Source organism: Streptomyces sp. NPDC046985, assembly GCF_040644415.1.
GTDB lineage: Bacteria > Actinomycetota > Actinomycetes > Streptomycetales > Streptomycetaceae > Streptomyces.
Map to the genome: position 1 here is coordinate 51,520 of NZ_JBEYWK010000009.1, position 13,556 is coordinate 65,075.

The following is a 13,556-nucleotide window of genomic DNA, read 5'->3' on the forward strand; positions in this document are numbered from 1 at the left end:
TTCGGCGAAGCCGGAGGTGTGCACGGCGGAGGCGTGGATCCTGGGGCTCAGTAGGGTGATTGGCTGGGTTGGGAGGGGCGTGGGGAGTGGTGTAGCACGGCGATGTCGACTGGCCGGGCATCGCTGTTGGCGGGGGCCGGCCTCGCCGACCTGGCCAAGCAGCTCAACGGCGCCCGCAAGGACTGGACGGGTCTCCATGCCCTGCTGGGCGCCCTCCCGTCCGGGCGGTGGACGACGTACGGCGACGTGGCGTCCTTCGTCGGCAGTCACGCCGTTCTCGTCGGCGCCCACCTGGCCACCTGTGTGCGGCGCCCCCACGCGTGGCGGGTCCTCACCGCGTCCGGCCGCGTCAGCGCGGGCTTCCACTGGACCGACCCGACGCGTACGGACTCACCCGCGGACGTCCTGGCGGCCGAGGGCGTCCGATTCCACGGCGGAGCCGCCGTCCTGGAAGCCCGCCTGTCGCTGGAGGCGCTCCGGAGTCTGCTCGACGGCTGACCGGGCGTTCCGGGGCGCTGTGGCCGGGAAGGTGCGCCAGGAAGGTCTGCCGGACAGCTCGCGGCGTCCGGGGCGGCGAGGCGCCGTGCCGGACGTCGCGAGCCGGTGGACCTCTACGGTCGCGGCGCTAGCTCGCGCTCGGGCCCGGCGCCGGGGTCGCTGGCGACGGGACTCCCGGCGACGGCTCCGGCTTCGCGGGCTCGGGGGTGAAAGCGGAGGAGGCGGCCGTCTGGGTCGGCGGGGCGTCCGGCGTATCGCTCTTCAGCGCCTTGGCCTCGCTCTTGAGGATGCGCATCGACCTGCCCAGCGCGCGGGCGGTGTCGGGCAGCTTCTTCGAGCCGAACAGCACGATGACCACGATCGCCACGATCAGCAGGTGCCAGGGTTCCAGTCCGTTGCGCAGCATCCGGCTGCCCCTTCCCTTCTCCACCGGCGGTCGACCGGCGCTCGTCGGTTCTTCAACCGTGATTGTCCCTCGGGGAGCGGGCCGACCCGGTGCGGATCCGCCACTGCCGCCCTTACTACCTTGCGCAACGGTACAGCCGTGCGGCCGGGTCGTTCGTCCCCCCGCGGAAGTCGGATCGGACGAGGGTGCGCGGATGATCACCAGCGACGGTGACCTGTGCTCCGGCCGAACGTGACGTACGGGGCTGGGGGCTGATCTCGGGGGCGCCCCCACCGGGTCAGCGGGAGTGCGGCTTTCGCAGGGCCGGGGTGAGTACGGCCCCTCAGGAGGCAGGGGCGAGTACGGCCCTCACGAGGCAGGGTGAGTACGGCCCTCACAGGACCAGGGTGAGGATCGACGCGAGGCCGCCCAGGCCGAGGGCGAAGGCGGCCGACGTCCAGCCGCCCCTGCCCCAGGGGAAGAACCGGTCGAGGGCCAGGCGGCCGGGTCCGATGGCCGCGACGGCCAGCGCGACCACGGCGATGCACACGCTGTACTCCACCCCGTGGTCGGTCTCCCACAGGCCGTGGGCGCCGGTGACGGTCACCATGGCGTTGATCATCACGCCGATCAGGGCGGCGGCCGCCAGCGGGGTCAGCAGCCCCACGGCCAGACCGAGGCCGCCGAGCAGCTCCGAGGCGCTGCCGATCACCGCGAACAGCTTCCCCGGGCGATAACCGAGGGACGCGAAATCACGTCCGGTCGCCGTCAGGCCGGCGCCTCCGAACAGACCGAACAGTTTCTGTGAGCCGTGCCCGGCCATCAGCAGGCCGAAGGTCAGCCGGATCAGCAGCAGGCCGCAGTCGGCGGCGGCTCCGGGAGCGTACGCGGCGCGCGCGGTGGGCTCCGCCGTGTGTGCGCGACGGTTGAGGATGGGCTTGGTGACCATGTCGATACTCCGGACTCCGGTCGGAACGCCGGGACAGGGGCCGGGGCGGGATGCCGGGGCGGGGCGTCACCCCATCGGCCCCTTGCGCGCCTCCTCGGACGCCCCCTTGCACGGGCGGCCGCCGCGGCGCCGGTCAGCGGGCCGTCCCGCGTCGCCGCGCGGGGCGCGCCGCTGTCTTCCCGATCCTTTCGCAGCAGCGGGAGTCGCGCATTCGGGCGCCGCCCGCCGCGCCGGCCGTGTCGCCGGTCACAGCACTAGGTCCTGTCCGGTGGATCATGGCGTCGTAGGCTCCAGGACATGCACAGCACCCTGACGGAGCACGCCCGGTGTCTCTACGGAGACGAGTACCGACCCACGCCGGAATGCGACCAGGAACACCGGGAGCACTACTTCGTTGAGGAGTTAACCTTCGCGGACACGGATGAGATCCTCGCCATGCTGCGTGAGCTCTGCCCGCACGTGGTTGACGGCCAGTTGCCGGTCTGGGTCCGAAATCTGGCCTATCGACTGGTGTTGTTGCAGCGGCCGGACGAGCCGGCGCTGATGCGGGAGGCCGCCGAGAACCTGTGGCTGCACGGACCGGACTGGGATGACATCGCGGCAGACCTGGCGAAGCGGGCCGATGCGCTGGAAGCTGGCTGATCACGCCTTGAGCCAGAGGCGGATCGAGGCCACGGTGACAGTGCCGTGGAAGACATGGGCGCGCTTGTCGAACCTCGTGGCCACGGCCCGGAAGCCTTTCAGGGCACTGATCGATCTTGCAGGTGAGGCCGCCCCGGGAGCGCCCGAGTCCCTCGTCAGGGCGGTGCTGCCGAGGCGTGCGCCTTTCCCCGGGCATCCGTGGAGATCTTCCACGCGCACCTGCGGCGTGCTGGTGGGCCCGGCAGGTGGTGGAGTCCACGGACACCATGGACCAGTCGATGCGTCCTTCCGTGTCGGCGTCGGCCAAGACGGCTGCAAAGATCTTGTCCCACGTGCCGTCCGCCGACCAGCGTCTGTGCCGCTCGTAGGCGGTCTTCCACTTCCCGAACCGCGCAGGCAGATCCCGCCATGGCGCCCCAGTGCACTGCCGGAAGAGAATCCCGTTGATCACCCTGCGATGACTTGCCCAGCGCCCGCCCCGCTGCCCGGACTTCGGCAGACGCGGCCTTAACCGCACCCATTCCTCGTTCGTGAGATCTCCACGCCCCATGGGCATGCCAACGACTTGAACCCGAGGCAGTCACATGATCCGCCGGACAGGACCTAGCCGCCGCGCCGCGTCGCCGCAGCGCTGAGCCGCCGCGCCGCCGTCCTCACTGGTTCCACGTCTCGTCGTACGGGTCGTGCGGCGTCGGGACCGGATGCGCCGCGGTGACGGTCAGGAACGGGATCGGGCCGCCGTTCACCGGGTCCCGGGTGCGGCGGGCGGTGTAGGTCCCGGTGACCTCCAGCCAGGTGTCCGGGCGCAGGACCGGGGGGATCCGGCCGGTCAGGGCGATCTTCACCGGCTGCGCGTCGGCGGCGCAGCAGTTGAGCGCCATGCGCACCAGGTACGGCGTGCCCCCGCCGTCCAGGGCGACGAACCCCGTGACCCGCACGCGGCGGCCGGAGATCGACCTGCCGTGGCCGTAGACCGCGCGTCCCGCGTAGTCGACCACGCTCAGCGGGAGCGGGTCGCTGGCGGGGAGGGCGGCGTAACCGTAGGGCGGCTGGAGCGCCGTGCCCGCGCGTACGGCGCTGTAGGCGCCGAGCGCGGGCGGGGCCACCAGGATCAGTGCGAGGAGGGGGAGGACGAGGAGCCAGGAGATCCGGGGTTCGCGGTGACCGTGTCCGTGGGCGTCCGGTGCGTGGCCGTGGCCGTCCGGTGCGTGGCCGTGGCCGTCCGGCGCGTGACCTTGGCCGTCGGCCGCGTGATCGTGGTCGTCGGGGGGGCGGTCACGGTCGTCGGTGGGGCGGTGGCGGTCGTCGGTCGGGTGATCGTGGCCGTCGGTCGGGTGGCCGTGCCCTGCGGTGGGGCCGCTCGCGTGGCCGTGCTCGACGCTTCCGTGGTCGGGGTCAGCGGCGCCGTGGCCGGGGTCTCCGGCGCCGTGGCCGTCCTCGGATGCGAGGGCCGCGGCGGGGCCGGGGGGCCGTTCGCGGCCGGACCGCTCGTACCACAGCGTCATCAGCGCCGTCAGGACGAGCACCGCTCCGGCGGCGAGCAGCAGCGGTTGAAGGCCCGCCTTGACGTAGCGCAGGTAGAGGCCGGTGGCGCCGGCGTGCAGCATGGCGGCGCCGACCAAGAAGAGCACGGCCGCCTGGGCGTGGCGGTTCACAGCAGCACCGTCCCGGTCAGGACGGCGCCGAGCACGGCGAGGACGAGGGTGGCGGGCGCGAAGCGCACGGCGAAGCCCCGGCCGAACGCGCCCGCCTGCATGGCGAACAGCTTCAGGTCGATCATCGGCCCGACGACCAGGAACACCAGCCGGGCGGTGAGCGAGAACTGGGTCAGCGACGCCGCCACGAACGCGTCCGCCTCCGAGCAGATGGACAGCAGCACGGCCAGGGCGGCCAGCGCGAGGACCGCGACCGCCGGGTTCCCGGCGGCCGTGCGCAGCCAGCTCGCCGGGGCGACCGCCTTGAGCGTCGCGGCGGCCATCGCGCCCACCACCAGGAAGCCGCCTGCGTGCATCACGTCGTGCCGTACCGAACCCCAGAACGCCGCTCCCCTGCCCTGGCCGTCGTGGGGGTCGCGGGCGGGCGGGCGCAGCCAGTCGGCGCGGCCCAGGCGCTGCCACAGCCAGCCCATCGCGCACGCCACCAGCAGGCTCGCGGCGAGGCGGGCGAGGACCATCTGCGGGGCGCGGGGGAAGGCGACGGCCGTGGCCGTCAGCACGATCGGGTTGACCGCGGGCGCGGAGAGCAGGAACGCCAGCGCGGCGGCCGGGGGGACGCCCCGGCGGACCAGGGCCCCGGCGACCGGCACCGACGCGCACTCGCAGCCGGGGAGCACCGCGCCCGCCACTCCGGCCACCGGCACGGCCAGCGCGGTCCGCTTCGGCAGCGCGCGGGCGAAGAACGACGGCGGGACGAACACCGCGAGCGCCGCCGACAGCAGCACGCCGAGGACCAGGAACGGCAGGGCCTGCACCACCACCGCCGTGAACACCGTCATCCAGCTCTGCATCACCGGCGCGGACAGCGCCCCGCGCAGCGGGCCCTGGACCACGACCACGGTGAGCAGGAGCAGGGTCAGCGCCACAGGCGAGGTGAGGTGCCAGCCGTCCCTGCCCCGCGGCGGCTGCGGGGGCGACGGGGGCGACGCCTGCGGGAGTGGCGCCGTCCCCGGCTCGGGCGCCGGCCGCGGTCCCTCCTTCGGCAGCGGCTCGGTGGGGTGGACGATGGCCACGGGTGCGGTACCTCCGGCGCTGCGCGAGTCGGTCTCCTTCAGTACGGCGGGGCGGACCGGGGCGTTCAGCGGGTCGGGCCCGTCCGGAGCGGAGGGGCGGACCGGGGCGTTCGGCCGGGCTGGGCTCGTGCAGCGCGGCGGAGACACGCCGAGCGTTCGGCGGGCTGGGCCCGTCGAGTGCGGCGGGGGCGAGCTGAGCTTTCGGCGGGGCGTGGCTCGCTCTGGAACCGGTCGTCCTGGTAAGGCAGTCTCTCCTTCCGTGGGGAGCGTTCCGTATCAGGGTGGTGCGCCGGGTGACGTGGGCGCGCACATGGTGGTGTGTGGTGACGACGGGCTGGCGTACCGGCTGGCCGCCGAGTTGCGCGGGGTGTATGGCGAGCGGGTGACCCTCGTCGTGCCGCCCTCCGGGCGCGCGGCCCGTCCGTCGGTGGTCGGCCGGGCCCGTACCGCGTCGGCGCTGCTGGACCGGCTGGTGAGCGCGGCCGTGAGCCGGGCCGGCGGCAATGGCGGCAACGGGGGCACTGGGAGCAATGGGGGCACTGGGGGCACTGGCGGGGGCGCGAACGGGGGCGGGAACGGCGGTACGGGCGGTGCCGGCGCCGGGAGCGGTGGCGGCGGCGGTCCGTCGCGCGGCGGCGACGGCGTGCTGGAGGCCGTGGAGCTGACCGAGGCGGTGCTGACCGAGGCGGGAGTCGAGCGGGCCACCGCGCTGGCGCTCGTGTACGACGACGACGAGGCCAACATCCGCGCCGCGCTCACCGCGCGCCGCCTCAACCCCCGGCTGCGCCTCGTACTGCGCCTGTACAACCGCCGGTTGGGCCATCACATCGAGGATCTGCTGGACCAGGCGGCCGGGTTGGCGGCCGGCGACGACGCCTCGTTCGGGGACGCGTCCACGACCGTGCTGTCCGACGCGGACACGGCCGCACCCGCGCTGGCCGCCAGCGCCGTCGCCGGGACCGGCAAGCTGGTGCAGACGGAGGGGTTCCTGCTGCGCGCGGTGGAACGGCCGCCGCCCGCCCCGGGGCAGGTCGCCGACCCCGGGCTGTGCACGCTGGCACTGCTGTCGGCGACGAGCACCGACCCGGCCGGGGTGGACGGCTCGGAGGGGAGCGGGGAGCAGTCCCCGCGGCTGCTGCCGGACGAGGAGGCGGTACGGGCGGCCACCGGGCGCGCGACGGTGGTGCTGGAGCAGGTGTCGTACGGCGGTCCGTCGCTGCCGGCGGGCCGCGGGACCGGTGGGGTGCCGTCGCTCACCTCGCTCTTCTCCCGGCGGCTGCGGTGGCCGCTGGCCGGGTTGGTGGGGTGCGTGTTCGGGCTCGCGGTGGCGCTCTGGCTGACGACGGGGGTGCATCCGCTGGGCGCCCTGTATCTGACGCTGCTGGATCTGTTCGCGATCGACGACCCCGCGATCGGCGCGTCGGTGGGCCGCCAGGTGCTGCAACTGCTGTCCGGGCTGGTCGGGTTGCTGCTGCTACCCGTGCTGCTGGCGGCGGGGCTGGAGGCGTTGGGCACGTTCCGGTCGACGTCCGGGCTGCGCAGGCCGCCGCGCGGGCTCAGCGGGCACGTGGTGCTGCTGGGGCTGGGCAAGATCGGCACCCGGGTGCTGACGCGGCTGCGGGAGCTTCAGATCCCGGTGGTGTGCGTGGAGTCGGATCCCGAGGCGCGCGGGCTGGCGACGGCGCGGCGGCTGCGGGTGCCGGTGGTGCTCGGGGACGTCACGCAGGAGGGGGTGCTGGAGGCGGCGAAGGTGCACCGCGCGCACGCGCTGCTCGCGGTGACCAGCGCGGACACCACGAACCTGGAGGCGGTGCTGTACGCGCGGTCCGTGCGGCCCGATCTGCGGGTGGTGCTGCGGCTGTACGACGACGACTTCGCCACCGCGGTCTACCGGACGTTGCGGGCGGCCCATCCGCGGGCGCTGACCCGGAGCCGGAGCGTGACGCATCTGGCGGCGCCCGCGTTCGCCGGGGCGATGTTCGGGCGGCAGATCCTGGGGGCGATCCCGGTGGAGCGGCGGGTGCTGCTGTTCGCGTCGGTGGACGTGGCCGGGCACCCGCAGTTGGAGGGGCGGACGGTGGCGGAGGCGTTCCGGGCGGGGTATTGGCGGGTGCTGGCGGTGGACGTGGAGGCGGGTGGGAACGGGGGCGGGGGCGGCGGCTCGGGTGCGGGCGGGGGTGGTCGCTCCGGCGCGGGCGGGGGCAGTCGCTCGGGCGCGGGCGGTGGGGCGGCGGGGCGGGCGTCGGGGGCGACTTCGCCGTCGGCTGGCTCGTCGGCGGCGTCCGCGTCGTCCGGGTCGCCTGCGTCGGCGTCCGCTCCCGCTGCGTCGGCTGCGTCACCTGCGTCGTCGTCCGCGTCGGCGGCCGCCTCGGCTTCCTCCCGGCCTGGCGGCTCGTCGCGCCCCTTGCGGGAGCCGGGCGGCCAGGACGCGGGCGACGGGGCGGACTCGAGTCGGGGGTCGGGACTGCTGTGGAATCTGCCCGGCACGTACGTCCTCCGGCGGGAGGACCGGGTGGTGCTGGCCGCGACGCGGCTGGGTCTGGCGGAGCTGTTGGGGCGGAGGGGGCGGGCGGGGGCGTAGTGCGGGGGTAAGCCGGGGCGGGGTGCCTTGGGCGTGGTGCGGGGGTGCGGGGGGCGGGGGTGCGGGGGCAGAGGGGGTGTGGGTCTCGGGTCTTCGCCCCCGCCGCCCTTACCCGTTCCCTTCCCCAGGGGCTCCGCCCCTTCGACCCCGTCAGGGGCTGCGCTCCTGAACCCGCGCGGGGGCTCCGCCCCCTGCACCCCCGCACGGGGTTCGCTCAGTTCGGGAGGTGGCGGGTGGCGAAGTCCAGTTCCAGACGGACCTGCTTGATGCGTTCGTCGACTACCAGGGAGCCGTGGCCCGCGTCGTAGCGGTAGATCTCGTGGGTGTGGCCGCGGGCCTGGAGGCGTTTGACGTAGTTCTCGATCTGGCGGATGGGGCACCGGGGGTCGTTGACCCCGGCGGAGATGTAGACCGGGGCCTTGACCTGGTCGACGTACGTGAGCGGGGAGGACGCCTCGAAGCGCTCGGGGACCTCCTCGGGGGTGCCGCCGAGGAGGGTGCGGTCCATGGCCTTCAGGGCCTCCATCTCGTCGTGGTACGCCGTGACGTAGTCGGCGACCGGGACCGCCGCGATGCCCAGCGTCCACGCGTCCGGCTGGGCGCCCAGGCCCAGCAGCGTGAGGTAGCCGCCCCAGGAGCCGCCGGTGAGGATCAGGCGGCCGGGGTCGGCCAGGCCCGAGGCGACCGCCCACTCGCGGACCGCCGCGATGTCCTCCAGCTCGATCAGGCCGACCCGGTGCCTGAGCGCGTCCGTCCAGGCGCGGCCGTAGCCGGTGGAGCCGCGGTAGTTGACGCGGACCACCGCGTAGCCGTGGTCGACCCAGGCGGCCGGGCCCGCGGCGAACGAGTCGCTGTCGTGCCAGGTGGGGCCGCCGTGGATGTCGAAGACCGTGGGCAGCGGACCCGTGGCGCCCGCCGGCTTCTGGACCAGGGCGTGGATGCGCCCGCCGGGGCCGTCCACCCAGACGTCTTCCACCGGCACCGAGCCGGGTGACTTCATGCCCGGCGGGTCCAGGACCGCCCCGCCCCGGGTGGAGCGGACGGCGGACGGCTCGGCCGCCGACGACCACAGGTACTCCACGCTGCCGTCCGGGCGGGCCGTCGCCCCGGAGACCGTGCCGGGCGGGGTGGGGATCCGGGTCAGCTCGCGGGCCGCCGGGTCGAAGCGGAACAGCTCGCTGCGGGCCTCGAAGCTGTGGGCGATCAGCAGGGCGCTGCCGTCCGGGTACCACTCCGCGCTCACGTCGCCGGGCAGCTCCAGGGACAGGTCCGTCTCCTCGCCCGAGGCCACGTCCCACACCAGCGGCTCCCAGCGCCCCCTGCGCTGGTGGCCGACGAGCAGCCGGGTGTCCCCCTCGACCGGCGCGAAGCCCAGCACCTCCAGGCCCAGCTCGACCGTGCCGCCCTTGGTGTCGTCCAGTTCGGCGACCGGCGTGCCGTCCGGGCGCAGCACGCGCAGCGCCGAGTGCATCGCGTCGCCGTGCTCGGTGTGCTCGATCGCGATCAGCGCGCCGTCGTGGGACAGGTCGCCCACGCCCGCCGACTCGCGGTGGCGGTAGATTTCGGCGGCCGCCTCGCCTGAGCCCGCGCGGGCGAGGTGGATCGTCGTGCCGTCCTCGTCGGTGGAGCGGCCCACGACCGCCGTGCGGCCGTCCCTGCCGAGCGCGAGACCCGCCGGATAGGAGGGCTCCAGGCCGGGCACGGCAGGCTCGTCGGGACCGCCGGTGAACGGCTGGCGGCGCCAGACGCCGAACTCGTCGCCGTCCTTGTCGTCGAACCACCAGATCCACTCCCCGTCCGGGGAGAGCACGCCGTCCGTCGTGCCGTTCGGCCGGTCGGTCGCCTGGCGCTGCTCGCCGCCTGCGCGGTCCCAGGCGTACAGCTCGTACGTCCCCGTCGCGTTCGACACGAACAGGGAGCGCTCCGGGGCGTCCTCCGCCCAGTCGGGCAGCGACACCCGCGGCGCCCGGAAGCGCTTCTCCCAGTCCGGCGCCTCGACCGGTTCCCGCGCGTCCCGCCGGTCCGGCGCCGCGGACCCCTTGCTCGACCCGTTGCTCTCAGTCATGGCCCCATAGTGCCTGGCCGGACCGGTTTCGTGCCGCCCTCTTCCCCAGCCTGTGGACGACGCGCCCTGTGGAGAACTCCGCCCCCCGGGCGGTCGACCCCCGCGGGGGCCGTACCTTTAGGGGCGTGTACCGGTTTCTGCTGACGCCACGCTGGTGGGGCATCCACGTCTTCGTGCTGCTCTCCATCCCCTTCTGCGTCTTCATGGGATCGTGGCAGCTCAGCCGGTTCGAAGCCCGGGTGCAGGAGCACCGGGACGCGAAGGCGGAAGCGGTGTCGGCCCGCACGGAGGCCCCCCGTCCGCTGGCCCGGCTGCTGCCGGTGGACAAGGCGACCTCCGGCAGACAGGCCACCGCGACCGGCCGCTACGGCAGGCAGCTCCTGGTCCCCGACCGCGAACTCGACGGCAAGCGCGGCTTCTACGTGCTGACGCTGCTGCGCACCCCGTCCGGCAAGGCGCTGCCGGTCGTCCGCGGGTGGCTGCCCGGCGGGGCGGACGCCGCGAAGGCCCCGAAGCCGCCCGCGGGCGAGGTCACCGTCACCGGCGCGCTCCAGGCGTCCGAGACCCCTGGCGACAACGGGGCCGGCGACCAGGGCGGCCTGCCGTCCGGGCAGACCGCCGCGATCAGCGCGGCCTCGCTGGTCAACCTCGTGCCGGACGACGTGTACGACGCCTGGATCGCCCTCGACCGGGGCGACTCCGGGATGAAGGCGGTCCCGCCGACCGCGCCGGACAACACCGGGCTGGACCTGAAGGCGTTCGAGAACCTCGGCTACACCGGTGAGTGGTTCGTCTTCGCCGGGTTCGTGGTCTTCATGTGGTTCCGGCTGGCACGGCGTGAGGCGGAGGCCCTCCGCGACGCGGCGCTGGGCCTGGTCCCGGAGGGCGCCCAGGAGACCGGGGGCGCCCAGGAGACCGGGGGCGTCCGGGAGACCGGGGGTATCCAGGCGACAGGGGCTGGCCCGGAGACCGGGGCCGCCCCGGAATCTGAGGACGCCCCAGGGTCCGAGGACGCCCCGAAGTCCCCGGGCATCCCGGAGTCCGAGGGCGCCGCTGCCGAGCCGGGGGCCCAGCGGGCTTCCGGGACCCCGACCGGGGTGTGAGCCCAGCCCCCCGACGGGGAGCTGAATCATCCCCGAGCGGGAGCAGGCGCTGGGGCGGGGCGACGCCCGCCAGCGCCTGGCGCGCCCGCGGGGGGCCCAGCGGGCGTGCCGGGACCCCCGACCGGGGTGTGAGCCCGGCCTCTCGACGGGGAGCTGAGGCGTCTCCCAGCAGGAGCGGGCGTGAGGCGGGGCGCCCCCGCCAGCGCCTGGCGCGCCCGCCGGAAGCCTGTCGACCTGCCGCCGGGGCCCGCCCGCTTCACCCTGTGCGGCGCGCGGCCGCACGCAGCGCCGCGCCCGGCGCCATGCAGCCCCCAGTGCTCTGCCCGGCGCCGTGGCGGCGCCCAGTGCTCTGGGGTCCCTCTGCTCGAAGAGCTTGCGAGAGTGCGTGCCCGGCGCCGCCGCAGGCCGGACGGGAAGGCGACGTCAGGGCCTTACGCCTACGTCGGACGACAGGGCCGTACGCCTACGACACCGCCAGCACCCCGGTGCGATAGACCGTACCCGCGCAGGCGTCCGGCACCGTCGCCGAGGCCGTGGGCGAGCCCGGTCCCGCCTCCGCGGTGTGGGAGACCACGACGCTGCCGTCGGCCGTGCCGCCTTCCGTCATGAGCTGGGTCGTGGGGCCGCCGTCGGCGCCGGCGGCCGCGCCGCCGTTCGTGCCCCCGGCGTCCTGGCTGGGCGAGGGATCGGGGGACGGGCCGCCCGGACCGCCGGTCTGCGCGCCGCCGGTGGGGGCGCCCGCCGTGGGACACGCGGCGGAGGGCACCCAGGCGAACCGCACCTCGTACGCCGACCCCGGCCCCAGGACCAAGCCGGGCGCCGCCGCGGCGGAGGGGGCGGGCAGGGCGGTCGCGGGGTCGCCCTCGGTGTGCGCGACCACGCTGATCCTGCCCGCGTCGGTCGCGCCCCGCGCGAGCGCGGAGACCTCGCCGGGACCGCCGACGGCGCAGCTCCCGGAGGAGACGTTGGCGACCCGGAAGACGCCGTAGACCGCTCCGCGCGGGTCCGGAGCGCCGACCGACGCGGTGGCGGCGCCGAGCTGGGCCGCGGTGCACGCCGGGGCGCCGACGGCGGAGGCCGAGGGCCCGGTCGGCCCCCCGGGGACGACGACGCCCGGGACGGCGTCCTTCGTGGCGCCGCGGTGCGCGTCCGGCGTGCCGCCGCCGTCCTCGCTCCCGGTGCTTCCGGAGACCCCGCCGGAGGCGTCGGGTCCGCCGCCGGGGGACTCGCCCCGGTCGTCGTCGCCGTGCGTCTGCGACGTCGAACCGGCGATGGCCGGGTCGACGTCGGAGCCGACGGTGTCGGAGACGTGCACGAGAGCCGGTACGGCGGTGCTGAGGAAGAGGGCGGCGGCGGCCATGCCGACCGCGGCCTGCCGCTTGCGGGCCCGCCGCGCCGGGACGGCCTGCCGCAGGCAGTCCAGCGCGTCCGGCTGCGGCTCGACGTCCTCGACCGCCCGCTGGAACATCCTGCGCAGGGCCAGCTCGTCCGAGCCGGACTCCGCGGGCCCCTGTCCGCCGAGTGCGTCGAGACCGTGGTTCACGTTTGCGTTCCCAGCGTGCGAGGGCGTGTCGTACTGCTCGTGCGGACGCGCGGGCTCGTCCTGCGGACGACGGCGCGCGCGGCGTTCGTGCGCCTCGCGCTCCGCGCGCTCCTGGGCGTGCTCGCTCATGCCGGCGCCTCCATCGCGATCCGGAGCGCCGCGATGCCGCGTGAGCCGTACGCCTTGACCGAGCCGAGCGAGATCCCGAGGGTCGCGGCGACCTGCGCCTCGGTCATGTCCGCGAAGTAGCGCAGCACGAGCACCTCGCGCTGGCGGCGCTGGAGGCCCTTCATCGCCTTGATCAGCGAGTCGCGCTCCAGGCGGTCGTACGCGCCCTCCTCGGCGCTGGCCATGTCCGGCATCGGCTTGGACAGCAGCTTCAGGCCGATGATGCGGCGGCGCAGCGCCGAACGCGAGAGGTTGACGACGGTCTGCCGCAGGTAGGCGAGCGTCTTCTCCGGGTCGCGCACCCGCTTACGGGCCGAGTGGACGCGGATGAACGCCTCCTGGACGACGTCCTCGCAGGACGCGGTGTCGTCGAGCAGGAGCGCGGCCAGGCCGAGCAGCGAGCGGTAGTGGGCGCGGTAGGTCTCGGTGAGGTGGTCGACGGTGGTGCCGGCCGCCGCGGTGTCCGCGGCGCCGTCACGCTGGCTGGGTATGCGGGCGGGCCGCGCGGCGGGCACGGGGGCGATCACCGGCAGGCCGCCGGGCGCACCCGCGGCGCCGGGGAGTCCGGGCACACGCGGGCGAAGCGCCGCACGGGACGGCCGCAGGACGGATCCGCGGACCGCCGCTTGGAAGTCGAGTACCTCTGCCACGCCCATTGGACACGCCGCCCCCCTCGGAGGTTGTACGCGCCGGGCGCCGCCTTCGCGTTGAACGTCGCGTGCGCGCCGAGTGGACCGAGGGGCGCGGCCGTCGGCGCCCCCGCCCCGGACGGCACCACGTCCGATGCCCCGTATGCCCTCATGCGTCCCGCTCTTCCCCTATGCCCGCGATATGTCTGCAATGACGGGGGCGCCCCCACGCCCCACCGCGTCCGCACGCTCGCGCAGAGCGAGC

General features: G+C 75.1%; 11 protein-coding genes and 1 pseudogene. 4 read left to right on the plus strand and 8 right to left on the minus strand.

Annotation, left to right across the window (positions count from 1 at the left end; all coding sequences use genetic code 11):
• Nucleotides 1-102 precede the first annotated feature (102 nt).
• Nucleotides 103-498: a hypothetical protein gene (locus ABZ861_RS13835; protein ID WP_361628792.1), complete on the plus strand. Its 396-nt coding sequence runs from the start codon at nt 103-105 to the stop codon at nt 496-498.
• Between the two features lie 127 nt (nt 499-625).
• On the opposite strand, the gene tatA is transcribed toward ABZ861_RS13835, so the two are convergent.
• Together tatA and ABZ861_RS13845 are read right to left on the minus strand one after the other, a co-directional pair.
• Nucleotides 626-904 carry a Sec-independent protein translocase subunit TatA gene (gene tatA / locus ABZ861_RS13840; RefSeq protein ID WP_361628795.1) on the minus strand — a complete coding sequence of 93 codons (279 nt, stop codon included), beginning with the start codon at nt 902-904 and terminating at the stop codon, nt 626-628.
• A 373-nt stretch (nt 905-1,277) separates the two neighbouring features.
• A complete protein-coding gene (locus ABZ861_RS13845) occupies nt 1,278-1,832 on the minus strand; it encodes a DoxX family membrane protein (RefSeq protein ID WP_361628798.1) in 555 nt (184 codons plus the stop codon).
• Between the two features lie 297 nt (nt 1,833-2,129).
• Between ABZ861_RS13845 and ABZ861_RS13850 the strand changes: the two genes are divergently transcribed.
• Entirely contained in the window at nt 2,130-2,474 is a 345-nt protein-coding gene (locus tag ABZ861_RS13850) for a hypothetical protein (protein ID WP_361628801.1), read from the plus strand.
• A gap of 112 nt (nt 2,475-2,586) precedes the next feature.
• Here the strand turns inward: ABZ861_RS13850 and ABZ861_RS13855 are convergent.
• From ABZ861_RS13855 to ABZ861_RS13865, 3 genes and pseudogenes are all read right to left on the minus strand, one after another.
• Nucleotides 2,587-3,024, minus strand: a pseudogene (locus ABZ861_RS13855) (IS5 family transposase); the annotation flags it as partial.
• A gap of 103 nt (nt 3,025-3,127) precedes the next feature.
• The gene (locus ABZ861_RS13860; protein WP_361628804.1) at nt 3,128-4,129 is read right to left on the minus strand and encodes a TIGR03943 family protein; all 1,002 of its coding nucleotides are present in this window, start codon (nt 4,127-4,129) and stop codon (nt 3,128-3,130) included.
• Complete coding sequence (locus ABZ861_RS13865; protein ID WP_361628807.1) at nt 4,126-5,202, minus strand: permease; 1,077 nt, start codon at nt 5,200-5,202, stop codon at nt 4,126-4,128. Before ABZ861_RS13865 ends, ABZ861_RS13860 begins: the two co-directional genes overlap by 4 nt.
• A 310-nt stretch (nt 5,203-5,512) precedes the next feature.
• On the opposite strand from ABZ861_RS13865, the gene ABZ861_RS13870 reads away from it, so the two are divergent.
• Nucleotides 5,513-7,783 (plus strand): NAD-binding protein, encoded by a 2,271-nt coding sequence (locus ABZ861_RS13870; RefSeq protein ID WP_361629328.1) that lies wholly within the window; start codon nt 5,513-5,515, stop codon nt 7,781-7,783.
• A gap of 214 nt (nt 7,784-7,997) precedes the next feature.
• Here the strand turns inward: ABZ861_RS13870 and ABZ861_RS13875 are convergent, their stop codons facing one another.
• A complete protein-coding gene (locus ABZ861_RS13875; RefSeq protein ID WP_361628810.1) occupies nt 7,998-9,848 on the minus strand; it encodes a prolyl oligopeptidase family serine peptidase in 1,851 nt (616 codons plus the stop codon).
• A 125-nt stretch (nt 9,849-9,973) separates the two neighbouring features.
• Between ABZ861_RS13875 and ABZ861_RS13880 the strand changes: the two genes are divergently transcribed.
• Entirely contained in the window at nt 9,974-10,951 is a 978-nt protein-coding gene (locus tag ABZ861_RS13880; protein ID WP_361628813.1) for an SURF1 family cytochrome oxidase biogenesis protein, read from the plus strand.
• 463 nt (nt 10,952-11,414) lie between these two features.
• Here ABZ861_RS13880 and ABZ861_RS13885 read toward each other — a convergent pair whose 3' ends face one another.
• Together ABZ861_RS13885 and ABZ861_RS13890 are read right to left on the minus strand one after the other, a co-directional pair.
• Complete coding sequence (locus ABZ861_RS13885; protein ID WP_361628816.1) at nt 11,415-12,623, minus strand: hypothetical protein; 1,209 nt, start codon at nt 12,621-12,623, stop codon at nt 11,415-11,417.
• Nucleotides 12,620-13,195 (minus strand): SigE family RNA polymerase sigma factor, encoded by a 576-nt coding sequence (locus ABZ861_RS13890; protein WP_361629331.1) that lies wholly within the window; start codon nt 13,193-13,195, stop codon nt 12,620-12,622. The genes ABZ861_RS13885 and ABZ861_RS13890 overlap by 4 nt, the downstream gene beginning before the upstream one ends.
• Nucleotides 13,196-13,556 lie beyond the last annotated feature (361 nt).

Bases quoted from the DNA above. Each gene is read 5' to 3' on its own strand.
- ABZ861_RS13835 (WP_361628792.1), top strand. From the start codon at position 103: ATGTCGACTGGCCGGGCATCGCTGTTGGCGGGGGCCGGCCTCGCCGAC.
- tatA (WP_361628795.1), bottom strand. From the start codon at position 904: ATGCTGCGCAACGGACTGGAACCCTGGCACCTGCTGATCGTGGCGATC.
- ABZ861_RS13845 (WP_361628798.1), bottom strand. From the start codon at position 1,832: ATGGTCACCAAGCCCATCCTCAACCGTCGCGCACACACGGCGGAGCCC.
- ABZ861_RS13850 (WP_361628801.1), top strand. From the start codon at position 2,130: ATGCACAGCACCCTGACGGAGCACGCCCGGTGTCTCTACGGAGACGAG.
- ABZ861_RS13870 (WP_361629328.1), top strand. From the start codon at position 5,513: ATGGTGGTGTGTGGTGACGACGGGCTGGCGTACCGGCTGGCCGCCGAG.
- ABZ861_RS13875 (WP_361628810.1), bottom strand. From the start codon at position 9,848: ATGACTGAGAGCAACGGGTCGAGCAAGGGGTCCGCGGCGCCGGACCGG.
- ABZ861_RS13885 (WP_361628816.1), bottom strand. From the start codon at position 12,623: ATGAGCGAGCACGCCCAGGAGCGCGCGGAGCGCGAGGCGCACGAACGC.